The sequence below is a fragment of the Agaribacillus sp. DX54 genome (assembly GCF_056858335.1).
Map to the genome: position 1 here is coordinate 143,386 of NZ_JBXEQE010000006.1, position 24,541 is coordinate 167,926.

A 24,541-nucleotide genomic window follows, 5' to 3' on the forward strand; every position below is an offset into this window, starting at 1 on the left:
GTAGTAATAATATGGAATAACCAAATTTCACAGTCACTAATCAACCATCGGTAATTCAATGAAAAAAGAAGTCCCCTTGTTCATATCGGTTTCAAACCAAATACTGCCTCCGGTTTGTTCAATACCACGTTTTGCGATGGCTAAACCAATGCCTGAACCGGATTCTTTGGTACTGAAGTTTGGAATAAACACTTTTTTAGCGATGTCTTCGCTTATTCCCAGGCCATTGTCCTGTACTTCAATGACCACCTTCTTATTGATTTTGATTAGTTTTACTACAATTTCAGGAGTCCTTTCAGGGGGTACCGCCTGGATTCCATTGATAATTAAGTTATTGATAATACGGCCAAACAGCTTTTCATCACCCATTACATAAATGGGACCTTTCTCAAGCTGCGTCATAAGCCTGATAGCCTGATCATTGGCATGTAGGTTTACGGCACTTTTTACTACCCCGGTCAACTCCAACCGCTCATTTTTAGGGATGGGCATCTTGGCAAAAGCTGAAAATGAGGTGGCAATATCATTTAATGTTTCAATCTGATGAAGCAGGTTATTGATAGATTTATTGGTATAACCGTCATTTTCACTGCCATTATTTTCCAAAGTTCTTTTCAGATGCTGCAGGTTTAGCTTCATGGGTGTCAGGGGGTTTTTAATCTCATGAGCTACCTGCTGGGCCATCTCCCGCCAGGCAGACTCCTTTTCCGACCGGGCCAGGGCTTTTTTGCTTTCTTCAAGATTGACAAGCATTTTATTATATTCTCCCACCAAAAGCCCTATTTCATCGTCAGAATTCCAAACCATGGGCGTATTGGTATCTGAAAGGGATATTTTTTTTAACTTTTGCCTGATGTACCGCAACGGTGAGGTAAGAAACCTTGAAGCGAAATATGAGAGTGCCAAAAAAATGATAAAAATAAAAGTGAAGGTCACCATAATATTGGATAAAACCTCGATGATCTGTTGATCCCTTTCACTTTCGGATTCAAAAAAAGGAATACTCAAAATGCTGATAACCGTACCAGTTTCAAATGATTTAATACCATAGTAAGTATTTTTGAACTCCAATGACCCCACAGACTCATCCAGCAGCAACCTGTCTCCGTTTTCGATGACCGCTTCAATGGCTACGGGATGGACGTATTGGGATAATAACCCATTTTCATAAATGAGCGGCTGTGTAGAGGCAATCAGTCTTCCGTTGACATTAAAAAGATTGAGGTCACACTCGGCAAATTTTGCTATTTCCACCAGTTTATTAGACAAGGTTTCTTTGCTGGTCTGATTGGTGAAATAGCTTTCCAGCAGGCTTGAAATGTTTCCGCTCAGATTCTCTGCTTTAGCATAATACTCATTTTTGAGTTGATCCTTGTAAGAAGAATTCAGCAGGCTAAGCGTGGTAATACTTACTGCAAACAGGGGAAGGAAAAATGCAAAATTCAGGTACAACTGAATTTTGGCTGCAAGATTCAGATTGGTACCCTTGAACTCAAATTTTATAGCATAAAAAACGATTACCAACAGGATCACAAAAACCAAAAGAAGGAACAGGAAAGAAAAATTCGCCAGAATATCCTTGAACGGATAGGCCTCTGACGATATGACGATGGTCTTATTGTCATCCCCCCTTACACCCAAATAGAACATTTTTCTATGAGCAATACCTGTCTCATAAAGTTTATCTTTTTGTAAGTCGGTCAGTTCAAAATCATTACTCGCATTAAACAGACCCGACGTATACTCGGGTTCGCCGTCTTTAAAGAGTGCATAGCTGTAGTCCCGCTCAATGGTTGCTGCCGACTGGTTTTGATCCACCAGTAATTCAGGATAAACGCTGTTCGGTATCACCCTTTTAAGTTTCAGGCTCAATATGATATGGCCCACGTTTGACCTGAACCTTTCGTAGTAAATGGGAACAAAAACCACATATCCCTTTTCCAGGTCAGTTTCAAAACTATTGACCAGATAAATATTTTCGTATTCTGTTTCTAACTGCCGCACGGAATATCTCTCGCGAAACTGGTAGTAGTTTTCGATGTAACGATCATTTTCGATAGGAACGCCGCGTTGATCAAAAAGGTAAATATCAATATCATAGCGATCGAGATAATTGTTAAGGTGTCTTCTCCTGATCTTTTGCCTGACACTCTCTTTGTCTGAAAACAAATTGGAGAAGGTGATCCCTATGAAAATGTCATCCTTAATCTTCTGAACTGCCTCATTAATCAGGTACTCACCGAGAAAATCTTTTTCTGCCAGTAACTGGGCGGCAATATTTTGTTTTTCCGAGAGGTTTTTTACTTTGCTAAATTTGTAAATTGTATAGGTACCGACTGTTGAACAGGCTATGGCGCATACAAAAAAGTAAATAAAGGTTAGGTAGCTGATTTTAACCAGATATCTGGTCAGGAATAATTTATAAACCACCAGAAAATACAGGCCGTGAACAACAGCCAGCAAAATGAAAGGCCATTCGATAAACAGGCTCAAGGCCATAAACAGTAAAGCCGCTACCGCCATTTGTCCCAGAATATTTTTGCTATCGGGTTGATTAAGTTTGATATATGTCCGGAATACGATGTGAGATAAGGTAAAGTACCCCACAGCCCCCATGAAGAAGATCAGCAGGCTAATCCATTTCAAAGGGGTAGAAAAATTAACATTTTCGTTGATATCGATAGACCATTGCGCATGCTTCTGCATGTTCATCATCAACTCATAAACACCCAAAAGCAAGAAGAAACTGCCAAAAATTAAGCTAAAAGAAATGATGATTTTATCGGTTCCCCGCAGGCTAATCAGTTGCCGGTAAATTTTGGAGCGGAAGTAGTACTGAAACAGAAAATTGACCCAGGCCAGCAAAACCAGCACGTTGAGAAATAAATCACCTAATGATGGATTTATGTTGGAGGAGGCAAAATAGCGGGAGTTAAAAATGTCAAAACCAATAACACCGAAGGGAAAACTTAGCCAAAGCATGATGGAACGGATTACTACCAGGCTGATGATGAAAAACAAAAATCCCCCCAGCACATTTCCGCCGTTGACAAACCACTTCAAAATCCCATTTATCCACATCAACAAATAAACGATTCCTGCCATCAGAATAGCCAAAACCAGGTATTGCAATGGATGGTTTTGCAGTTGATACTCCCTTCCAAAGGAAACAGAAAACAGGTACGGTCCTTCATCAACCATCACATCATTTCCAACACCTTGGGTGGTATAAATTTTAATATCGGGGTCTGAAAAGATTTCTGAATTAAACCGTGACTGTAAATATTGATTACTGATTTTAGAGCGAAAATATATGGGAATCAAACCATACAATTCCAGTTGCTGTTCGCCTTTTTTGACAACCTTTTTGAAGACGATGTATTGCCCTTCTTCCAGATCCACCAACTTGTAACGATAATCACCCTTCAGGGAATTGTAACCGGGTACCACTTTATTATCTGACCAATAGGTAAGCGCCCGGTCATTGAAAACGTAATAGGGATATTTGGTCGGAACCCTGAGTGTCAAAAACCTTGGTTCCGGATTATCGGTAATGCGGTTGCCCACCTTATCCAGATCCTGTTCCAGGATTTTCAGTTCCCTTGATATGTTGGATTTGATATTATCGGTAAAATAAGGGTCGTTTTGTATCCTGAGGTCAAAAAACAACCACAAAACCACCCCTGTTGCCAACAATACTGTGGCATACAATAAAGCTTTGTCACTTAATACCGTTCTGAAATCCAAGTGATTACATCTTCAATCCTTAACAAATTTAAAATACTTCGGCAGAAGGCAAATGTTTTTAATTGAAATTTACTGACATACCTTAGTTTATGAAGGAAAGTTTAATAACTGACTGCAATTAATTTGCCAAATTTCTCAAACAGGAAGTGGGAGTGTGACCGAATTACAGCGAATCGTGGCGTTAAAAAGGGTTAGCCTACCGGGTTGTTTTATATTTTTGCCGATAATGGACACCTCCGAACCAATACAAATAAAGCACCCGTGAGTATCGATAGAGAAAAGGCAACAAGACAATAACCAGGATGGTGATCACCGTTAAGTACACCCACAGTTCGGGGTCATCGAATAAATGGTAGAGTACCAGGCCCGTAATCAGGAATAAACCCACAGACATGGCATAGCTTACATACATGGCTCCAATAAAAAAGCCGGGCTCCACCTCAAACTTTTGATGACAATCAGGACAGGTCTGGTGCATCTTGCTGAACCTGGTAATATTAAACAGCGAGCATTGAAACATATCTCCTTCCCTACACCTCGGGCATTTTGCCTGTAACATGGCCGATATAAGACCTCTATTTGCTGCCATTTCTCCTACTATTATAATACCATAAAAATCCAACGATCCCCACCAGCAGATAGGGTGTAAAAAAAAGGTACAAAATACCGCTATTCAAACTACTGGCCAGCGCCGTGTCGCCGTTACTGGCATTATTCTCAACACTCGCCCTGCACATGGCACATTGGGCATAACCAGTCAAATCCAAAGCAAGCAACACACCCGCCAAAACCAGTTTTAACAATATTTTTTTAAACCTTTTCAATTTTCTGCTTTATTTACAAAAATAGTGATTATTCATCAAATAATATACTTTCATGTGTAATAAGGACTGATCATTATGTAGACAATCACACCCGTAACAGCGACATAAAGCCATATGGGAAAGGTTATCCTGGCTAGTTTTTTATGTTTATCGAATTTTTCCGCCAAAGCTCTCACATAGGTAAATAAGACCAGGGGAATGATAATAATTGAAAGCAGGATATGGCTGATTAAAATAAAAAAGTACACCCCTTTCACCCATCCTTCACCCCCGAATTTTGTGGAATCACTGGTCATATGGTAAGCCACATACAAAATCAAAAACAGCGCGGAAAGAAAGATGCACACCGTCATTAAATTCTGGTGGGTCTTACGGTTACCATTTTTTATGGCCACCACGGCTATGACAAGCAATACGGCCGTCACACCATTGATAGTGGCATATACAGGTGGCAAAAATGACAAGTCATAACCATCGATCCTTATTCCAAACAAAGCCGCTACTACAACAGGAATCAGTACCGACAAAACTATTATCAGCTTACGGTATTTAACTTCTTTATCAACTACAGTTTTCATTTCCGATTACGATTTAAAATTTTAAGCTCTACGATCAACCGTTCGATTTCACTATCATCCAATCCATTGAAATAACCCCTTATGCTTCCCTGATGATCGGCCAGCACAATTGTATTATTAATATTGTCAATCATTGCATCGAAGTCAATGACAAATCCGCACCGGGCCAGTTGGTTGGTGTACACCGGGTTGGCATAGCCAAAATACCAGGTATTCTTTCTGGCTCCATACTTGCCGGCCACCGCTTTTAATTGTAAAGCCGTTGAGGTGTCCTTTTGGGGTTGTATAGTCAAAATTCTGATTTGGTTCGACGCTGGCAAGGAGCCCTGCACCCTGGCAAGGGCCATGTTTACGCGGTGGCTGACCGGATCCGAAAGATCTTGTGTAAAATATACTACCAGAGCAGCTCCGGTAAGGTAATCCCGGCTGATCTCCTGCCCGGTATAATCCGGAAGGGAAAAATCCGGGATCAGGTGCTGACCTTTCTGAAATTCACAATCATTAAAGACGGTATCAATCCCATCTTTGTAGTAAACCGGTAAGTCATATTCGTTTACGCCAAATATTTTAAGGAAAACAAAAATCAATGCCGGCACCATCAATATGATCAAAAGCAATACTGCCTTTAGGTTTTTATTCATTCTTCAGGGCATTGGTAAAACGAAATAAAAAAGGCTCATGGTAATCAAAGAACCATGAACCTTTCGATACTTTTATTGAATGAAATTATTATCTTACTATTAAAATAGAACCTCCTTCAACAATCAGGGCTATAAGTAACCAAACCACGAAGGCCATGGGAATCAAGATCGAGTAAATCAACGATTTCACCTCGTGTCCCAGGTGCATAAACTCTGCAACAATATAAAAAGCCTTTACAACGGTCATCAAAATAAAGGTGACTATTTTTATCATTCTGTATTCCGGAGGCAAAATAAAAGCCACTGCGAACTCACAGGCAGTTACAATGCCCAGAATGAGTGCAACTCTCCAGATTTTACGGATCTTCTCCTTATCAGGCGGCTGAACAGCAACTTTGTTGGTTTCTTCACTTTGCATATCAAAAGAATTTATGTCAGATTATTAAACAAGATAGAAAAAGGTAAACACAAATACCCAAACCAGGTCGACAAAATGCCAGTATAATCCTACTTTTTCAACCATTTCATAGTGTCCCCGCCGGTCATAGTACCCGGTGGCGGCGCGGTAAAAGATAAGAAAGTTAAGCAGTACACCACTGGCTACGTGTGTTCCGTGAAATCCTGTGATAAAAAAGAACAGGGCAGCAAAAGGTGGCGGACCATATTCATTGACTGTCAGATTTGCCCCATGAACTGTTTTTGTCACCCACTCCCCGTCAATCAGAAACCTGGCTATGGTTCCTGTATCGGTACCATGAATAAAATGTGACCATTCCCACGCCTGGCAGCCCAGAAAAGTGAGCCCACCGAAGATGGTCCATAACATCCATTTTTCCACAGCCTTCCGGTCGTTCCTGTGTCCTGCTTCCACGGCAAGTACCATAGTAACACTGCTCAGGATCAAAATAAAGGTCATAATACCGACAAAAACGAGTGGCAAAGGCACTCCATGCAAAAATGGCACTGCTTCAAAAACCTTTTCAGGAATAGGCCACCATTCCTGGGAAAATTGAAAGTCTTCCACACTGCCGGTATAGGCGGGGTTACTGAATCTGATCAATCCGTAGGTTATCAATAATGCTGAAAATGTGAAAGCATCGGAGAGTAGGAAAAACCACATCATGAGCTTACCATAGCTTGCTTTAAAAGGAGACTTTCCCCCCTTCCACAGATTTTCAGACCGTGAGCCAACTACTGTTGCTGTACTAGACATAAAACTATTTTTAAATTAATGATTCATTAGCAAAAATAAGAACAAATAAATCCAAAGTCCATCTAAAAAATGCCAATATGTTGCACACATCTCGATTTGGACCATATTCCTGGAATGTACCTTATATCTGAATGCCGATATCAGTACGATTATTAAAAATATGACACCGGTTACCAGGTGAAACCCATGCAGTCCTGTGAATACATAAACAAAAGAACCTGCCGGCGTTCCGGGGTCGGAGAAGATAACATGCTGGACTTTAAGTGCATTCCATGACAGGTATTGTCCAATTAAAAAAGCAACCCCAAGCACGGTAGTCAAAGTCATTGCTATCTTCAATGTATTTATATTATCTTTTTTCGCAGCGCTGTAGGCCAGGTGCATAGACAGGCTACTCAGCAAAATCACTGCTGTATTTACCCAGAAAACATCCGGTAAATTGAAATCCAACCAGTTACCCTCACCCTGTCTTACAATGTACGCGCTCGTCATGGCCGCAAAAATCATGACAATAGAAATAATGAATAGCCACAACGCAAACTTTTTAGGGTGCATGGCGAGTGGCTGTATGACTTTATCTCTTGCTTCCAGGTTATTTTCAATATTCATTTCCATCTCCATAATCTTTAAACCTTATCTAACAAAAACGCTATTTGAACAACCGGCAAATAAACGAAAGAACCAAACATAATGCCCAGCGCCGATTTTCTGGATTCACTTTCACTCCCGGGAAGGCAATCCCTGATCAACTTGAAAGTCTGCGCGAGGAACAACACCCCGCAGACTGTCGCCACTATGGCTGAATTTATTCCGGTAAGGCCAAATTTGGCTGGTAACAAGCCCAGCGGAATTAAAAACAATGTATATGTCATAATTTGAAATGCCGTATGCAAGTCTTTTTTTCCCCTGCCGGGTAATAACTTAAAACCGGCTTTCCTGTAATCCTCATCCGATACCCAGGCAATGGCCCAGAAATGTGGAAACTGCCAGATAAACTGGATTCCAAATAAAATCAGGGCATTAGCATCTATGACACCGGTTATGGCAACCCATCCTAAAAGTGGCGGCAATGCCCCGGGAATGGCCCCTACAAAAACGGCTATCGGCCCTACCCGCTTTAATGGCGTATACACAAACCCGTACAATATCATAGAAACAAATGACAGGAAGGTGGTCAACGGATTAGTGAACTGATGCAAAATAGCCAGCCCCAGAATGCCCAGAACTCCCGATAGAATGATGGACTCTTTTACAGTAACCTTACGGGTAGGCAGTGGCCTGTTACGGGTACGGGTCATCATTGCATCCAGATCTTTTTCAATGATCTGATTAATAATGATCGCAGCACCCGAGATCATAAAACCTCCCAGGCACAACATAATGAGCACCTGCCAGTCCAGCCTACCGGTGGTACCCAGGACATAACCAAATCCTGAAGAAAATGCTACCAGAAAAGATAACCTGAACTTAACCAGCTCAAAATAGGCCTTTGACTTTATTCTCAGTTCTTTGAACAGGTTAATATGGTTCGAAGTAGCGGTAATCATACTTTAGTAACTATTCGAGGGTGAACACGAGTGTAATTTCCTGCATGTAAAAGAAGGTAATACTGAAGGCCAATAATGACCAGGGCAACCAATAGGTGCACCGGCTGAAGCACTGCCGGAATAGCAAAATAAGCCATCAAGGTCCCTGAAATTATTTCGATCAGCACAACCAGCAACAGTAACTTTGTTAAATTGTAAAACCTTCCGGTTTTTTCAGTAATATTTTTGATGAGATAATATATCAGATAAACATGTAATACCAGGATTAACAATGAATAAGACCGGTGAATCAAAAATTCGATACCGATGTTTGCAATCCACTGGTCACGACTGGCAAATTCAAAATTGGCAGCTATGACATCTACGGCTTCCCGTACCTGTGTTCCCAGGATAATTTGACTAAACGTTAAAATAATACTGATTACAAACAATAGATTCAGCATCTTGTGTGAGCCTTTCCATTTTAATTGAACATCACCTTTACCTGTATAATAAACGAGGTATATCAACATAAACATAATTACCATCGCCAGTATCATGTGTATCGTAACCATCCAGGGCAACAGGTTGGTAGAAACCACAATGGATCCTATCCATGCCTGAAACAACACCAGGAGAAAACATGCGACCGACAAGTAAAAAACTCTAGGGCTCGTTTTCCTGTAAGCAACCGAAGCAACCAGTGTTCCAAAAATCAATATGCCTATTACTGCCCCCACTAATCTGTTTATATATTCAGTCCAGGTTTTATATTTATTGAATTCAGCCTCTACAAGGATGGATTTATCATTTCTGATCTTGTCAGCCAATTGTGTAAATCCCAATGCCTCCAGATAGCCTGAAAACTTTTCATTTTTTTTAGCCCTTTTGGCCGCGTAAATCTCCCTGTAATCTTCCGGAAGCTCGCCAACATCTGTCGGCGGCACTAGTTGACCGAAACATTTCGGCCAATCCGGGCATCCCATTCCCGACCCTGTACTACGAACAATGCCGCCAACCAGTATAAGAAAATAGACTGCTATTAAAGTTGTAAAGCTTATTTTTTGGAAGAACGAATTATCTTTCCTCACTCGCTTCATCCACAATAATGCCTTCTTGTTTCACCTCCTCCTGTTCAATCAACTCGTTTTCATGCGGTAAATTGGACTCAGGAGTCTGGGAATAGGGAACAGTCTGAAGTATAAAGTCCTCTTTAGCTCCCGGTTTGCTATAGTCATATGGCCATCGGTAAACTGTAGGAATTTCACCAGGCCAGTTACCATGACCAGGAAATCTGGGTGTTGTCCACTCCAGCGTATTTGATCGCCAGGGATTTTCAGATGCCAGTCTGCCTCTGAAAATGCTGTATATAAAATTGAATACAAAAATAAACTGCGCTCCAAAGGTGATGATGGCGGCCGCACTCACAAACATATTTAAATCTGTGAATGATGAAAAGGCGTCAAAATTCGTAAACGTGTAATATCTTCTTGGGAATCCTGCAATACCAATGTAATGCATCGGGAAAAATACCAGGTAAACGCCTATAAAGGTTAGCCAAAAATGAACATAACCCAGTTTATCATCCATCATGCGCCCGAACATCTTGGGAAACCAGTGATAGATACCGGCCACCATGCCAAAGAAGGAGGCACTTCCCATCACAATGTGAAAGTGTGCTACTACAAAGTAAGTGTCATGCAATTGAATATCAATGGCGGAGTTTCCTAAGAAAATACCGGTCAAACCTCCTGAAATGAAGAACGAAACCAACCCTATTGAAAACAACATAGCCGGTGTAAATACAATATTACCTCTCCAAAGGGTCGTCAGGTAATTAAACACTTTTACCGCAGAAGGTACCGCAATAATTAATGTCAGGAACATGAAAATAGATCCTAAAAACGGATTCATACCGGTCACAAACATGTGGTGCGCCCATACCACGAAGGACAGTATGGTAATACCCAACAATGAGCCTACCATAGCACGGTAACCGAAAATCGGTTTCCTGGAGTTGGTAGATATGATCTCAGAAGTAATGCCTAACGATGGCAAAATAACAATATACACTTCAGGGTGCCCTAAAAACCAGAACAGGTGTTGAAACAACAGCGCACTTCCGCCTGTATTTGGCAACGCCTCCCCGGCAATGTATATGTCTGAAAGGTAAAAACTCGTACCGAAGCTCCGGTCAAAAATCAATAACAGTGCTGCAGAAAACAACACCGGGAATGAGAGTAATCCGATGACAGCCGTCAGGAAAAACGCCCATATCGTCAAGGGCAATCTTGAAAAGGACATGCCTTTGGTTCTGAGATTGATTATGGTGGTAATGTAGTTAATACCCCCCAACAGGGAAGATATAATAAACAAAGACATTGAAATCAACCAAAGTGTCATACCCCCCTTAGAACCTTGCACTGCATCAGGCAATGCACTCAACGGCGGATAAATCACCCAACCGCCGGATGCAGGGCCGGTAGAAAGAAACAAAGAGGCAAACATAACCACACTGGAAAGAAAGAAGAACCAGTATGACAACATATTCATAAAACCGGAAGCCATGTCACGGGCACCTATCTGAAGCGGAATCAAGAAGTTGCTGAAAGTACCACTTAACCCGGCTGTAAGTACGAAAAATACCATAATCGTACCATGCATGGTCACCAGTGCAAGGTAGAACTCGGGATCGATTTTTCCTTCGGCGGTAATCCATTCGCCGAGCACTGGTTTAAGCCATTCCAGGTTCATGTTAGGGAAACCCAGTTGAAGCCGGAAAAGGATAGACATTCCTCCACCGATTATAGCCCAGAACATCCCTGTAAAAAGGAATTGCTTTCCTATGACCTTATGGTCCAGGGAGAAGATATAGTTTGTGAAAAAGTTACCTTCTCCGTGGTGATCATCATGATGCTCATCTTCATGCGCATGTTTTGTGTCTTCGATAGTTCTTATCGTTTCTGCCATGGATCTTATATTTTAGAAACTTACAGCCTTCTAATGGCCTGGTTTTGATTTACTATTTAATTGTTTGCACTATTTTCAATTCCAGCAGAAATGGCTGCCAATTCCTTTAAATTAGCGGGTACTTTAGACAGGTAATCCTCATTCATTGAGAGCCAGGATTTCTGCTCCGCATACCATTTCTCGTACTCGACCTCTTCCACAACCTCAATCAACAATCTCATGGAAAAGTGCCCCCTGCCACAGATTTCTGCGCAGGCCAATTCATAATTAAAATTCTTCCATTTTGGCTCACCGGTATCGGGATCGATTTCCTGCCAGAACGGATTGCCACTATTTTTCAGATCTTCCCGCATTTTGGCCGTGGTTTTATTCGGTACGAACCAAAATCTCGTAGGCATACCCGGTACCGCATCCATTTTCAATCTGAAATGCGGTGCATAAACGCTGTGCAAAACATCTTTTGCCCTGATCTTAAATTCAACAGGTTTATTTACCGGTAAGAATATTTTTCTTGGAATAAAATCATCAAAGGAGGATTTATCACTAAAATCAATTCCCAGACTATTTATCTCATCGATCATCCGGAAATCAAAGGAGCCCAGTTGCTTATCCTTTCCAGGATACCTGGCTGTCCATTGAAATTGTTGCCCTACAATCTCAACAACCTCCGCACCTTCAGGTGCCTTGTCAGTAATATCTGTCCAGGCCTTCCAACCACTGAAAACCAATCCGGTTAAAACGATGGCCGGAATAACCGTCCAGTAAATCTCCAGTTTGTTGTTTTCAGGATAGTAAAGGGCTTTGGCGTTTTTCTTGTATTGATATCTGTAAGAAAACCAAAACAGGAGGATATGTGTAAGGATAAACACGATACCCGTCACTATAGTCGAAATCCAGAATAAATTATCTGTGACTATCCCATGATCGGAAGCGACTGGTAATTTGTACTCATTTTGCCTGGCAATAGAATACCAAAAGAATAATGCCCCGGCTGCAATGAGAAATACCATCATTAAAACCGCATTCACCTTGTTGCTGGTCGATGCCCTTCTCTGCCCTTCTGTCTTCATTACATCGGTTAGCGCGTTGATCCTGAAGAGCAACAGCAATAAAACCACTAGTAATAAAAGTCCTGCAATTATCGCAAATGTTAACATATCTCCTTAATTTATCAAATTTGTTTTTTTAACAGCTATATATGATGATGCATACTTTCTTCCATCATTGGATGATTTCTGGCAACCAGCGGTGTTTTTGCCAATTGGGTGAACAAGACATAGGTAAAAGCGCTGGCAAAAACCAGAAGCATGCCCAGCTCAAGAAAGCCGAACCCACCGTTCTCTTTCATAACCCCCGGTGTAACCATCAGGTAAAAATCAAGCCAATGACCGAAAATGATAATAATGCAAACCAATTTCAGAAATATCGCATGGCGCTTTGCATCTCTCGTCATTAATAACAAAAAGGGCAGGAAGAAGTTTAGTATTAAATTCACATAAAATATCGGCTTGTAATGGTCACTGGTAAGCCTTTCTACAAAGTATACAGACTCTTCGGGAATATTGGCGTAATAGATCAACAAAAACTGTGAAAACCAGATATAGGTCCAGAAAATGCTGAAAGCCCAAATAAATTTGCCCATATCATGTAAATGATTGGAATTGACCATTTTAAGGTATCCGCGGTCTTTCAAAAACAAGATGAGCAAGGTGATAGAAGCCAATCCGGCAACCCACCAACTGGCAAATACATACCAACCAAACATTGTACTGAACCAGTGTGTATCAATAGACATTACCCAATCCCAGGCTGCCATAGAGGAAGAAACTGCAAAGATGACAATAAAAATAGCAGATAGTTTCACCATTTTTCTCCAGTACTGATCACCCCCATGAATATCTTCCAGCAGGGACTGTTTTCTTATGGCCAGAAACATTAAAAACCACACCGCAAAAAACACAATCATTCTTCCCAGGAAAAATGGCAGGCTCAGGTACCAGGTTTTTCCCGCGATGATAGGATCATAGTCAGGGTTAGGTGAGCCATCTTCCAGGAACTCGTTATAGAGATAGTCATGGGTCCAGTGGAAAATATCATGTCCTGCCCAAAAGAATAGTATTAACATCAACCCTCCTGCAACCGGTAGCCAATAGCCATAAGGTTCGGCGACCCTTTTAATCGAGGCCGACCAACCTGCCTGCGCCACATATTGAATGGCTACAAAGAAAACACCAATTAACGCCAGACCGGCAAAAAATACGTTGTTGATCCATAAATTGGCTTTCACACGTGTTAACCAAACGGCACCATGTCCACCATGATCTCCACCGGCTTCTGCATGACCTGCGGCCTCGACCGCATGTTCGGCAGCATGTTCCTCTCCGTGGTGTCCTCCGGTATTGATCAGGATGATGCCCAGGACAACGGCAACGATCCCAACGATAAGAAAGATGATTGTTTTCTTTTTAAGATCTCCGGTAAATTCAAATTTTTCGTCTGTCATCATGTTTATTTTTGACGGCCTGAAAGGCCCCAAGTGAAATCTTTTAAAAGTTACTGATTTTGCAGTTGCTGAACATATCTTACTACCTTCCAGCGTTCTTCAATACTCAATTGCGATCCATGCGCTCCCATTCGTCTTATACCATGTGTAATGACATGAAATATATGCCCTTCACTGTAATCCTTTACCGGCCTGGATGAATACGATGGCACACCCTGATATACCTTCCCAACTTTACCGTCCCCTTTTCCGTTGGCTCCATGGCATGGACCACAAAATTTAGTGTATAAAACCTGGCCTTCCCCGATGATAGCCTGGGTGGAGTCCAGTGGATTTTTCAAATTAGCCGCAGCCCAGGCAATGCTGTCTTTAGGAATACGATAGGGCAGGTAACCTTTCTCACTTCTTCTCACTGTATTGGGAACAGGCTCTCTCATATTCATACTGTCCGGGTTGATAGGGTTAGAGCTGAAATACTCTCCCTGTCCGTCATCGAGAGAACTGACCCAGTTACCTGCATCCACGTCTTTAATTTGCTTCAGCGGTTCATAGGGGACTGCATGGTACATATTTGGGGCGTATTCCTTTCCGGGGTCATCAACACCGGCACCGCAGGATGTTAACAGGGCTACTCCCACAAAACCTATATAAAACCGCAACTTACTATATATAAACATGCTTGTTATTTTTAAGCTCATTCAATCAAAATTCCTGGTATTCACCTCCGAGGCACCTGACTGATTCAGGATTGATGAAATTTCTTCCCGGGATAGGTAGTTATTGGCCAGATCGATGGCCATTACGTGTTTATCATCTGTGCTTCTTATGTCAAAAATCTTAGGCTTTCCATAAGGTTTCAGATTGCTGACTACAAAAAAAGTCCCAACCATACCAAAGGCTGACAACAGCACTGTCATTTCAAAAGTAACCGGGATAAAAGTGGGTAAGGGGGTGTAATTCTTTCCCCCGATGTTCATAGGCCAGTCAATTCCCATCATGTAAAACATCATGGTAAGGGCCAGGGTGGTACCGGTTAAGCCGAATAGAAAAGCGGCAATCGGTAATCTCGATCTTCTGTAACCCAAAACGTCTTCCAGTCCATGGATAGGATAAGGCGTAAACACTTCATGAATTTTGATGCCACTTTGCTTAACCTGTTTTATGGCATTTACGAGGGTATCCTCGTCCTCGTAAATGCCAACCAAATAGTTTTTTCCGGTTTCCATTTGTTTGTTTTCTAAATCTTAAATTTCTTGCTTTTCTCTTATTTCTTCCTTTTTCTCTATTTTGAGAGCATCTGATTTTAATATAGATTTCACCTCCGCCATGTTTATCACCGGGAAGAACTTTGCAAACAGAAAAAAAGCCGTAAAGAATAGTCCAAATGTGAACGTGTATACGCCAATATCATAAAATGTGGGGGTAAACATAGCCCAACTGGACGGAATAAAATCTCTATGTAACGAAGTGACTATGATAACAAACCTTTCAAACCACATGCCGATATTTACCACGATTGAGAGAATAAAGGTAGCGGCCAGGTTGGTTCTGATCTTTTTGATCCAGAATAGCTGAGGTGAGATTACATTACATGTCATCATTGACCAGTATGCCCACCAGTAAGGGCCTGTCATACGATTGATGAAAGCATATTCTTCATACGTTACGCCGGAGTAAAAAGCAATGACAAACTCAGTAATATAGGCTATACCCACAATAGAGCCAGTGACCATGATGATAATATTCATGAGCTCTATATGGTTAATCGTAATATAATGTTCCAGCTTATAAACCTTTCTGGTTACCAAAAGTAATGTTTGTACCATGGCAAAACCAGAGAATATCGCTCCTGCCACAAAGTAGGGCGGGAATATGGTTGTATGCCAGCCCGGAATCACTGAAGTGGCAAAATCAAAAGAAACGATGGTATGAACCGACAGTACCAGCGGCGTAGCCAATCCTGCAAGGATCAGCGCCACAGACTCATATCTCATCCAGGTTTTGGCTGCACCGTCCCAGCCAAAGCTAAGGGCTCCGTAAATAGCCTTTGATATTTTATTTTTTGCACGGTCCCTGATAGTGGCAAAATCGGGGATCAGACCAATATACCAGAATACGAGGGATACTGAAAAGTAAGTACTAATAGCGAATACATCCCACAACAATGGGGAGTTAAAATTCACCCACAACGATCCGAAAGTATTTGGAAGCGGAAGAGCCCAATAAAAGCCTACCCATAATCTTCCCATGTGTACCAAGGGAAATTGTGCGGCACAAATTACAGCAAATATCGTCATGGCCTCTGCCGCGCGGTTGATAGACATTCTCCATTTCTGTCTGAATAGTAACAAGATAGCAGATATCAAGGTGCCGGCGTGACCAATACCTACCCACCAGACGAAATTTGTAATATCCCATGCCCAGCCAACGGTCTTATTCAGCCCCCACTTACCAATGCCTTCCCATAAGGTAACCAATAAGGCATACGTTCCTACAGCGAGTAGACCGAGGGAGATGGCTATGGCTGTTAACCACAATTGTGTAGGTTTTCCTTCTACCTGACGGCAAATATCTTCAGTAACATCATGGGCTGTTTTCCCACCGGTTATCAAAGGTTTACGAACTGATGCAGTTACGCTCATATAATTCTTAGTTTGTACTTGTATTACTTTTTATTAAGCTTCTTCTCCCTCCGAGCTCTTATTTCTGATTTTGGTCAAATAAAAGACATTAGGATTAACATTCAATTCTTCAAGCACGTGATAGGCCCTCGGTTCACCGACCTCTACATTTGTTTTATCTTTGGCTTTAATTTTTAGTGCTTTGGATATTTTACTGTTAGGATCATTCATATCTCCGAATATCATAGCATCCGCAGGGCAGGAGTTGGTACAGGCTGTGGTAATTTCACCATCAACAAGTCTTCTGTTTTCTTTTTTAGCTTTAAGTTTGCCAGCCTGAATTCTTTGAACACACAAAGAACATTTCTCCATCACCCCTCGCGACCTGACTGTCACATCAGGGTTAAGAACCATCTTGCCAAGATTGGAATTCATAGAAGGATTGGCTTCCGCGAACTGATCATTGTCGTGATATTTAAACCAATTAAACCTTCTCACCTTGTAGGGACAGTTGTTCGCACAATATCTTGTGCCTATACAACGGTTATAAGTCATCTGGTTCAACCCCTCAGAGCTATGGGTTGTTGCGGCTACAGGGCACACGGTTTCACAGGGGGCGTTATTACAGTGCTGACACATCATGGGCTGGAATGTAACCTCCGGGTTATCAGAAGGCTCTTCTAATGATCGCAAAGTTTGTATCTTTCCAAGTCCCTCCTCAGGCTCATTACTTGAGTAATACCTGTCAATACGGATCCAGTGCATTTCCCGCCTGTTTAACACTTCCTGCTTTCCTACAACCGGTATATTATTTTCAGCCTGACAAGCAACAATACAGGCACTACATCCTGTACATGAATTCATATCGATGATCAGTCCCCAATGATGATTGTTATAATCATGCCCCTTCCATAACGTGATTTTCTGCGGTGCCTTGAATCCTTCACTTGTGGCAATTTTTGGATGGACCCTTCCGGCTGAGGGGTCTTTTTGATAGGCATCCAAAGTGGACTCTTGAATGATATGGCGCCCCATGATGGTTTGATGGGTCTGGGTCCTCGCAATTTTGGTCTTTTCAGGGTCAATGGCTAAATCAACACCCTCATGAACCGTATATTTTATCACACCTTTCGAAACACTGGCTAAGGGATAAGCGTTCACGCCCACTTTATCTCCTACCTTACCGGCATGCGTCCTTCCATAACCAAGTGCTATTCCTATGGTTCTGGCTGCCTGACCCGGCTGGATCAAAACCGGAAGTTTAATCGTTTTGCCTTCCAGCGTAATGTTAACATAATTAGTATCTCCTTCAGCCGACATGACCACACCGAGGAACTTGGCATCGGTTAGTGACATGGTCGCATAGTTATCCCATGTGGCTTTTGTAATTGGATCAGGCATTTCCTGAAGCCATGGATTATTGGCTTGTACACCACCGTCTCCAAGTCCTACTTTTTGATACAAAACCAATTCAAAACCATTGTTATCGGCTTTATAATTTTTGTTAATCTCTAAAAACTGCGCACTTAAATCTTCAATGATGGCAAGGGGTTCATCAGTGGAATTCTCATCATTACCCGTTGTTGTTTCTTGAGGCGTAACATGTTTGTACACGCCATCATACAACACCTGATCCCAAAAAGTTTGAAAACCCAACTCGGAGTCATCTTTATCATAAAACTTGTTTTTCCAGCTATTTCGCAGGTAATCAAAATAACTTTCAGAATTACCGGACCAGGTCAATAAGCTTTCCTGAATTTGCCTGGTATCAAATAAAGTTCTGATGACTGGCTGAGTGAGACTATAATATCCGGGTTTGGGCTCCGAATCATCCCATGATTCCATGAAGTGGTTATCAGGGGCCACAATATCACACAAAACGGCGGTTTCATTCATCCTGTCGGAAGTAGATACTTTTAATTTGACTTTCTCCAGGCCCGAAGCGATGTCGCTACCCTGAGGATGATTGTAAACCGGATTCGCGTTTATGAAAATAACCGCACCCACGCGCCCTCCTTGTAAGTCTTTGATGAAATCAGCAAACTGCCCATCATTCCCTTGTCTGTAATTGACAGGGGTATTTATGTCGATAGTTTTTCCATAGTTTCCCAGAAGATCATTAATTCTTGCAACCACTGTTTGCACAGACGGATCATTCGAACCACTAACTACAAGCGATTTACCTCGTTTTGACCAGAGTTCGTTACCTGCTTTTTCAATAAACCCGATATCTACCTTTGAAATATTATACCCTGGTGCCCCGGCTTTTTTGGCAAGAAAATTATATAGCTGTGCTACAACCAACCCTTCCTGGGATGGTTTTACCTTAATACGGTGATCAGCATTGGCTCCGGTCAGGGATAAATTAGCTTCAAAATGATAATGGCGGGACATCGTCTTTTTACCATCACCCAATTTTCTGTTTTGTATGTATTGATGGGTAAATTCGATAGGAGAAATCCATGTTCCTAAAAAATCAGCCGCAAAGCTGACAATAACATCTGCTTTGCCGAAATCAAAAGAAGGAAGTATTGGTTTTCCGAATAAGTTGTTATGCGCTAATTTTATTCCATCCGATGAATATGTATCATAAACGATATGCTGAACATTGGAAAATTTCTTTTGAAAATCTGCAATAACAGTTTTTGTTGTCGGGCTTAAAATTGTATTACTGACAAGACAGATCTTGTCTCCCGAGGAGCTAATCGATCTCAACTTATCTATCATGTCCTTATCAATTTCACTCCATGACGAGGGCTCCCCTCTTAAAAACGGCTTTTTGAGCCTGGCGTCATCATATAGGGATAAAACCGATGCTTCTACCTGTGCATCGACACACCCTTTGGTTACAGGCGAAAGGGTGTTACCCTCTATCTTAATGGGACGCCCTTCCCTCGTCTTCACAACTATACTGCAGTAATTACCTGAGTTCACATAAGTGGACGCGTAATAATTGGGTATTCCCGGGTCAATATCTACAGGTTTGTTCAAATACGGAATGGCTTTTCGCACAGGTGCTTCACAAGCCGCCAATGAAGCGGCTGCTACGCCAAACCCCATTAATTTCAGAAAATCCCTTCTGCTACTACCCTCATCCTCATCAAATCCACCTTTTTGAAGATTAACCGGTAAGTATTCGGGGAATTCCTTCTTCGCATACTTTTCAAAGCTTTCATCCTGCGCAAGCTCCTCCAAACCTTTCCAATATGTTTTTTTAGATTCTTTCATATGATCTATATATGGAAGTCAAGTCCGACTGTAAAATTTCGCAAATTATTTAATAGTGACATTTGGAGCATTCCAGCCCTCCAATGTCTTTCACCTTTAACTGTTCTTTATTGCTGGCTTCATGTAATTCCACCAACTGGTCATAATATTTGTTTCCTACTGTTTTTATCTCTGTTTGCCTGTGGCAATCGATACACCACCCCATGGTAAGGTTCGAGTGTTGTTTAACTACAACCATTTCCTGTATTTCACCGTGGCAGGTCTGGCATTCTATGCCACCGACATTTACATGCTGGGCATGATTAAAATATGCCAGGTCAGGCAGGTTATGGATCCGAATCCACTCGATTGGTTTTTGATTAGGACCATAGGTCTGGGTGGTTTTATCGTAGTCAAGTGCCTCGTATATCTTGGCGATTTCAGATGACTCGGTCAGTATTTGCCCATGACAATTCATGCATATGTTGGCCGAAGGAATATTAGCATTTTTACTTTTCATTACCCCGGTATGACAGTAGTTACAATCGATTTCATACTCGCCGGCATGCAAAGCATGTGAAAAAGCAATGGGCTGGGTGGGTTCGTAATTTTGCTGGACACCTATATTATATAGTCCGTCTATAACCGATTTAAAGGCAATGGCAGCAAATAAAAACACCAGCACACCTAAGAATCCTGAGCTAGTAAAAAACTTCCCGAATTCCAACTTCTGACCAAGCAATTCCTGGTCAACTTCATCCAATTGTTTTTTCTCCTTCAGATATCTGGTTAAAACTGAAATGATCAGCACCAAAACCCCCAGGATAATTACTAAGACTACCAGTAAACCTACCAGTATTGCTGTCAGGTACTGGGAAGGAATTCCTCCTTCGCCAGCCGTTCCGGCACTAGGTGCACCTGCATCTTCGCCAGCGGCGACGGCAGGTGTGGCAGGATTCTCTGTGGCATCTTTGACATAGGCTATTATATTAATAATCTCTTCATCAGACAAATAATCAAAATTATTCATCTGCGTCTTGTTATATTCATTGTATAAAGCCACCGCATAGGGGTCACCGCTTGCGATTACCCTTTGGGAATTTTTCACAAAGGCTATGATCCACGGCAAATCCCTTCTTTCATAAACATTCATTAAAGCAGGCCCTACCACTTTTCTATCTACTGCATGACATACTGTACACAATTCCTGAAATAAGGCCTTTCCTGCAGCAATGGATTCTTCATCAGTAGGTATTTCACCGGAGGCGGCAGCATCCTGCGAGATCGCAGACTGAAAAATGAAAATGGATAGTACCAGTGTAAAAAATAGCTTTAAAGCTTTTGGGTGCAAAAATCTCCTCATATGATCGTTAATTTTTTTCTCGGCCATACTGTTAGTAAGCGTTTTTAAGATCGATGCAAATGTACTATGCGATCTTTTTTTTTCAAATTTATTCCTAGCACATTTTCAACAAAAAACATACATTAGACCGGTATCGATTTATTATTTAACAAGCTGATTATCAAGATATTTAGATATTGTTGTGATAGAGAGGCGTGCTATTTAGAATAATTATAAATTATCTGGTGATATGGGGCCTTTCCACCCCCGGCAGGAATCGCATATTTTCAATTATTCATTCGCCGAATATTCTCCTTCCTATGTTCCTATGACCGGAGCCACCACTGAATTGAAGGCATGCTCAAAGGCGCCATTGGAAATTGACAGTTAACAATGGACAATTATTTTAGGGGATACACCTTTGGGCCCGCGATTATGAAATCATCGCATCCTCTGATTGTTAAGGGTATCGGATAGGGGAAGTGGCTTGGTTGTGCCTTTCAGCTCGATGAGGGGAGAGGGGTCAGGGGTCAAGAATTTTGTTGAAAACGTTGTGGGACAGCCACGAGATGCTTGCGGCATACTTTGTAAAACCGAATGGGGAACCTGTAACCCGGGACACGGGACCCTCAAATATCCCAATCATTATTCAACTGACCTATGGCATGGTGGGCTGTCATATCAAACTGACAAGGCACGACAGAAATGTAATTATTAGCAATAGCCCATTCGTCGTTATCTTCGCCCTTGTCGAAATTCACAAAGTTACCTGCCAACCAGAAGTAGCTGCGCCCGTAGGGGTCGAGGCGTTGGTCAAACTCTTCCTGCCATTTGGCCCTGGCCTGCCTGCAGATTTTAATGCCTTTTATCCTTTCATTTCTTTTGGGAGGGAAATTAACATTCAAGGCCGTGTTTTTTGGCATACCGTTACGCAGTGCCTGCTCGGCAATTTTGTAAACATAGTCGGTGACATGGGAAAAGTCTGCTTTGGAGGAATAATCACAAAGTGAAAAGCCAATGGAGGGCATATCTTCAATAGCTGCTTCAATAGCGGCCGACATAGTGCCTGAGTACAGGACACTGATCGAAGTGTTGCCTCCGTGGTTGATACCACTTACCACCAGATCGGGTTTCTTGTCTTTTAAAATCTGGTGTTTAGCCAGCTTGACACAATCCGCAGGGGTACCCGAACACTTATAAGACCTGGCTACCTTGAAAATATCGACTTCATCCAGTCTCAATGTATTGCCTATGGTAATGGCGTGTCCCATACCGGACTGGGGGCTGTCGGGAGCAACTACCACTACTTCTCCCAGTTCGCACATTACATCTACCAATGTCCTTATCCCATGCGAGGTAATACCATCGTCGTTAGAAACTAAAATCAAAGGTTTGGCCATAGTTCGGGTTACTTAATTTTTTGGCATAGGTAATCAAACCTGAGCAAGAAATCAAGCATCCAGCAAAGAATTGTAATAAGCGGTAATTCGTACCAAATCACCGCGTTTGTCATATTTCAAATTGTTGTTTTTCATGAATTGCTTTACCTCCGGGGATTTTTTCTTCATAATAGTAAGCAAATCTTTCTTTTTCAGATAGTACTGGGTTATTCTACCTTCTTTGGAAACAAAGTAGTAATTGTATGACAATTTAAAGGTGCTGTAAATATTACGCCCGCCATAGGGATTAAACTGTGGTACCGTTTCAGTGGAGATATATTCCCGGCATAGCAGGGTCAGATGGCCTTCGTACAAAACCTCAAACAAAATCGGAACTTTGTAATTGCCCGAGGTTTCATAAGGAAGTGCGTAAAAATACCGGTAATCTTCAAAGTACTCGTCAAAAATTTCAAAATAAAGTATTTTCCTCGCCCCATAGGTATAAATACCACCGGCATAGTCGATTTGTATCAGATCGTTGTCCAGATCATACTTTACCCTTCCCCTCAAAGTATCCTCATCAATGGTAATCAGTTTTCCTTCGTGCCATATATCTGACGGAAATGTCTGCGCCCGGAGCGCCGCATCGGTGATACATACGATCAGTAAAACAAAAATAAAATTTTTCATACGCTCCCCTGGTTAATCCATCTATTTTTTCAAAATCTTATGCCCCATTTTGTCCCTTTTAGTTTTAAGATACTTTTCATTATGCTCATTGGGCTCAATCTCAATGGGAATATTATCCACAATTTCCAGGCCGTAACCTATTAATCCTGCTCTTTTTTTAGGATTATTGGAAATAAGCTTCAGTTTACTTACGCCCAAATCCCTCAATATCTGTGCGCCTACACCATAATCACGGTTATCCATGTCAAAGCCTAATTCAATATTAGCCTGCACCGTGTCCATCCCTTCTTCCTGCAATTTATAGGCCTTCAACTTATTTATTAAACCAATTCCCCTTCCTTCCTGGTTCATATAAAGCACAACTCCCTTGCCATTTTCATGCACCATTTTCAAGGCTTTGTGTAACTGATTGCCACAGTCGCAACGAAAAGAGGCAAAAATATCACCTGTCACACAGGAAGAGTGTACCCTTATCATCACAGGCTCATCTTTTTCCCATTTACCTTTTACTAACGCTAAATGGGTATCTCCGGTATTTGTCTGTGTGTAGGCTACAAGATGAAAGTCACCGTACAAGGTCGGCATGTTTACTTCAACCTCCCGCCTGATGAGACTTTCTTTTTTCAGACGGTAGGCGATCAAATCCTTGATGGTAACCAATTTAAGATTAAACCTGTCAGCCACCTTCCTTAAATCCGGCAAGCGCGCCATACTACCGTCCTCGTTCATAATTTCCACCAGGACCCCCGCCGGCTGAAAGCCTGCCAGCCTGGCAAAATCAATGGCTGCCTCTGTATGTCCGGTTCTGCGTAATACCCCACCGGATTTGGCTTTAAGTGGAAAAATGTGGCCTGGTCTGCCCAGATCCTCCGGTCTTGTATTTGGATTTACAAGGGCTCTGATGGTTTTGGCCCTGTCACTTGCTGAGATGCCGGTTGTACAACCATGGCCTATAAGATCTATTGAAACGGTGAAAGGCGTCTCGTGCAGGGCGGTATTGTTACCGACCATTAATTCCAGTCCCAGTTCTTCACAGCGGTCTTCAACTACCGGGGCACAGATCAAACCTCTGCCATGGGTAGCCATAAAATTGACAATTTCGGGTGTAATGCATTCAGCAGCACAAATAAAGTCACCTTCATTTTCCCTGTTTTCATCATCCACCACAATAATAACCTCTTCCCTTTTTATAGCCTCGATGGCTGCTTCAATGGTATCAAGTTTAATGTCGCTATTCATATTTATTTCTGGCATTCATCCAAAACAATGCAAATTTAATAGGATTAAGTCAGTATTTAAG

Annotated in this window: 21 protein-coding genes; all 21 read right to left on the reverse strand. The window is 41.8% G+C overall.

All coding sequences use genetic code 11. The features are described from left to right. Positions 1–36 precede the first annotated feature (36 nt). Positions 37–3,747 carry an ATP-binding protein gene (locus tag AC04NP_RS09390; RefSeq protein WP_482859372.1) on the reverse strand — a complete coding sequence of 1,237 codons (3,711 nt, stop codon included), beginning with the start codon at positions 3,745–3,747 and terminating at the stop codon, positions 37–39. Positions 3,748–3,943: 196 nt separating this feature from the next. Then, positions 3,944–4,336 (reverse strand): DUF983 domain-containing protein, encoded by a 393-nt coding sequence (locus AC04NP_RS09395; protein WP_482859373.1) that lies wholly within the window; start codon positions 4,334–4,336, stop codon positions 3,944–3,946. Beyond that, entirely contained in the window at positions 4,323–4,571 is a 249-nt protein-coding gene (locus AC04NP_RS09400; protein WP_482859375.1) for a hypothetical protein, read from the reverse strand. Before AC04NP_RS09400 ends, AC04NP_RS09395 begins: the two co-directional genes overlap by 14 nt. A gap of 50 nt (positions 4,572–4,621) precedes the next feature. Beyond that, positions 4,622–5,149 carry a DUF420 domain-containing protein gene (locus AC04NP_RS09405; protein WP_482859376.1) on the reverse strand — a complete coding sequence of 176 codons (528 nt, stop codon included), beginning with the start codon at positions 5,147–5,149 and terminating at the stop codon, positions 4,622–4,624. Then, a complete protein-coding gene (locus tag AC04NP_RS09410) occupies positions 5,146–5,790 on the reverse strand; it encodes a hypothetical protein (protein WP_482859378.1) in 645 nt (214 codons plus the stop codon). Before AC04NP_RS09410 ends, AC04NP_RS09405 begins: the two co-directional genes overlap by 4 nt. An 88-nt stretch (positions 5,791–5,878) precedes the next feature. Continuing rightward, positions 5,879–6,208, reverse strand: a complete 330-nt coding sequence (locus AC04NP_RS09415; RefSeq protein WP_482859379.1) for a cytochrome C oxidase subunit IV family protein — start codon at positions 6,206–6,208, stop codon at positions 5,879–5,881. 24 nt (positions 6,209–6,232) lie between these two features. Then, the gene (locus AC04NP_RS09420; RefSeq protein ID WP_482859381.1) at positions 6,233–7,003 is read right to left on the reverse strand and encodes a cytochrome c oxidase subunit 3; all 771 of its coding nucleotides are present in this window, start codon (positions 7,001–7,003) and stop codon (positions 6,233–6,235) included. 15 nt (positions 7,004–7,018) lie between these two features. After that, entirely contained in the window at positions 7,019–7,618 is a 600-nt protein-coding gene (locus AC04NP_RS09425) for a cytochrome c oxidase subunit 3 (protein ID WP_482859383.1), read from the reverse strand. Between the two features lie 11 nt (positions 7,619–7,629). Then, a complete protein-coding gene (gene cyoE / locus AC04NP_RS09430; protein ID WP_482859384.1) occupies positions 7,630–8,550 on the reverse strand; it encodes a heme o synthase in 921 nt (306 codons plus the stop codon). Continuing rightward, the gene (locus tag AC04NP_RS09435; RefSeq protein WP_482859385.1) at positions 8,547–9,629 is read right to left on the reverse strand and encodes a COX15/CtaA family protein; all 1,083 of its coding nucleotides are present in this window, start codon (positions 9,627–9,629) and stop codon (positions 8,547–8,549) included. Before AC04NP_RS09435 ends, cyoE begins: the two co-directional genes overlap by 4 nt. After that, a complete protein-coding gene (locus AC04NP_RS09440) occupies positions 9,607–11,499 on the reverse strand; it encodes a cytochrome c oxidase subunit I (RefSeq protein ID WP_482859386.1) in 1,893 nt (630 codons plus the stop codon). The genes AC04NP_RS09435 and AC04NP_RS09440 overlap by 23 nt, the downstream gene beginning before the upstream one ends. A gap of 56 nt (positions 11,500–11,555) precedes the next feature. Continuing rightward, a complete protein-coding gene (locus tag AC04NP_RS09445; protein WP_482859388.1) occupies positions 11,556–12,656 on the reverse strand; it encodes a cytochrome c oxidase subunit II in 1,101 nt (366 codons plus the stop codon). A gap of 35 nt (positions 12,657–12,691) precedes the next feature. Beyond that, positions 12,692–14,002 (reverse strand): quinol:cytochrome C oxidoreductase, encoded by a 1,311-nt coding sequence (locus AC04NP_RS09450; protein ID WP_482859518.1) that lies wholly within the window; start codon positions 14,000–14,002, stop codon positions 12,692–12,694. Between the two features lie 50 nt (positions 14,003–14,052). Beyond that, complete coding sequence (locus AC04NP_RS09455; protein ID WP_482859389.1) at positions 14,053–14,679, reverse strand: c-type cytochrome; 627 nt, start codon at positions 14,677–14,679, stop codon at positions 14,053–14,055. Positions 14,680–14,700: 21 nt separating this feature from the next. Next, on the reverse strand, positions 14,701–15,228 hold the full coding sequence (locus AC04NP_RS09460; RefSeq protein ID WP_482859390.1) for a DUF3341 domain-containing protein: 528 nt from the start codon (positions 15,226–15,228) through the stop codon (positions 14,701–14,703). 18 nt (positions 15,229–15,246) lie between these two features. Continuing rightward, the gene (gene nrfD / locus AC04NP_RS09465) at positions 15,247–16,644 is read right to left on the reverse strand and encodes an NrfD/PsrC family molybdoenzyme membrane anchor subunit (RefSeq protein WP_482859391.1); all 1,398 of its coding nucleotides are present in this window, start codon (positions 16,642–16,644) and stop codon (positions 15,247–15,249) included. Positions 16,645–16,677: 33 nt separating this feature from the next. After that, positions 16,678–19,851, reverse strand: coding sequence for a TAT-variant-translocated molybdopterin oxidoreductase (locus tag AC04NP_RS09470; protein ID WP_482859392.1), 3,174 nt, complete (start codon positions 19,849–19,851; stop codon positions 16,678–16,680). Positions 19,852–19,900: 49 nt separating this feature from the next. Continuing rightward, on the reverse strand, positions 19,901–21,220 hold the full coding sequence (locus AC04NP_RS09475; RefSeq protein WP_482859394.1) for a c-type cytochrome: 1,320 nt from the start codon (positions 21,218–21,220) through the stop codon (positions 19,901–19,903). 581 nt (positions 21,221–21,801) lie between these two features. Then, on the reverse strand, positions 21,802–22,572 hold the full coding sequence (surE, locus tag AC04NP_RS09480) for a 5'/3'-nucleotidase SurE (protein ID WP_482859396.1): 771 nt from the start codon (positions 22,570–22,572) through the stop codon (positions 21,802–21,804). 51 nt (positions 22,573–22,623) lie between these two features. After that, positions 22,624–23,241, reverse strand: coding sequence for a hypothetical protein (locus tag AC04NP_RS09485; RefSeq protein ID WP_482859398.1), 618 nt, complete (start codon positions 23,239–23,241; stop codon positions 22,624–22,626). Between the two features lie 21 nt (positions 23,242–23,262). After that, positions 23,263–24,480, reverse strand: coding sequence for a bifunctional 3,4-dihydroxy-2-butanone-4-phosphate synthase/GTP cyclohydrolase II (locus AC04NP_RS09490; RefSeq protein ID WP_482859399.1), 1,218 nt, complete (start codon positions 24,478–24,480; stop codon positions 23,263–23,265). Between the last annotated feature and the right edge of the window lie 61 nt (positions 24,481–24,541).

Coding starts and splice junctions, on each gene's coding strand:
- AC04NP_RS09475 (WP_482859394.1), bottom strand. CDS start 21,220: ATGGCCGAGAAAAAAATTAACGATCATATGAGGAGATTTTTGCACCCA.
- AC04NP_RS09425 (WP_482859383.1), bottom strand. CDS start 7,618: ATGGAAATGAATATTGAAAATAACCTGGAAGCAAGAGATAAAGTCATA.
- AC04NP_RS09415 (WP_482859379.1), bottom strand. CDS start 6,208: ATGCAAAGTGAAGAAACCAACAAAGTTGCTGTTCAGCCGCCTGATAAG.
- nrfD (WP_482859391.1), bottom strand. CDS start 16,644: ATGAGCGTAACTGCATCAGTTCGTAAACCTTTGATAACCGGTGGGAAA.
- AC04NP_RS09395 (WP_482859373.1), bottom strand. CDS start 4,336: ATGGCAGCAAATAGAGGTCTTATATCGGCCATGTTACAGGCAAAATGC.
- AC04NP_RS09450 (WP_482859518.1), bottom strand. CDS start 14,002: ATGACAGACGAAAAATTTGAATTTACCGGAGATCTTAAAAAGAAAACA.
- AC04NP_RS09440 (WP_482859386.1), bottom strand. CDS start 11,499: ATGGCAGAAACGATAAGAACTATCGAAGACACAAAACATGCGCATGAA.
- surE (WP_482859396.1), bottom strand. CDS start 22,572: ATGGCCAAACCTTTGATTTTAGTTTCTAACGACGATGGTATTACCTCG.
- AC04NP_RS09420 (WP_482859381.1), bottom strand. CDS start 7,003: ATGTCTAGTACAGCAACAGTAGTTGGCTCACGGTCTGAAAATCTGTGG.
- AC04NP_RS09435 (WP_482859385.1), bottom strand. CDS start 9,629: ATGAAGCGAGTGAGGAAAGATAATTCGTTCTTCCAAAAAATAAGCTTT.
- cyoE (WP_482859384.1), bottom strand. CDS start 8,550: ATGATTACCGCTACTTCGAACCATATTAACCTGTTCAAAGAACTGAGA.
- AC04NP_RS09405 (WP_482859376.1), bottom strand. CDS start 5,149: ATGAAAACTGTAGTTGATAAAGAAGTTAAATACCGTAAGCTGATAATA.
- AC04NP_RS09410 (WP_482859378.1), bottom strand. CDS start 5,790: ATGAATAAAAACCTAAAGGCAGTATTGCTTTTGATCATATTGATGGTG.
- AC04NP_RS09455 (WP_482859389.1), bottom strand. CDS start 14,679: ATGTTTATATATAGTAAGTTGCGGTTTTATATAGGTTTTGTGGGAGTA.
- AC04NP_RS09460 (WP_482859390.1), bottom strand. CDS start 15,228: ATGGAAACCGGAAAAAACTATTTGGTTGGCATTTACGAGGACGAGGAT.
- AC04NP_RS09445 (WP_482859388.1), bottom strand. CDS start 12,656: ATGTTAACATTTGCGATAATTGCAGGACTTTTATTACTAGTGGTTTTA.
- AC04NP_RS09485 (WP_482859398.1), bottom strand. CDS start 23,241: ATGAAAAATTTTATTTTTGTTTTACTGATCGTATGTATCACCGATGCG.
- AC04NP_RS09470 (WP_482859392.1), bottom strand. CDS start 19,851: ATGAAAGAATCTAAAAAAACATATTGGAAAGGTTTGGAGGAGCTTGCG.
- AC04NP_RS09490 (WP_482859399.1), bottom strand. CDS start 24,480: ATGAATAGCGACATTAAACTTGATACCATTGAAGCAGCCATCGAGGCT.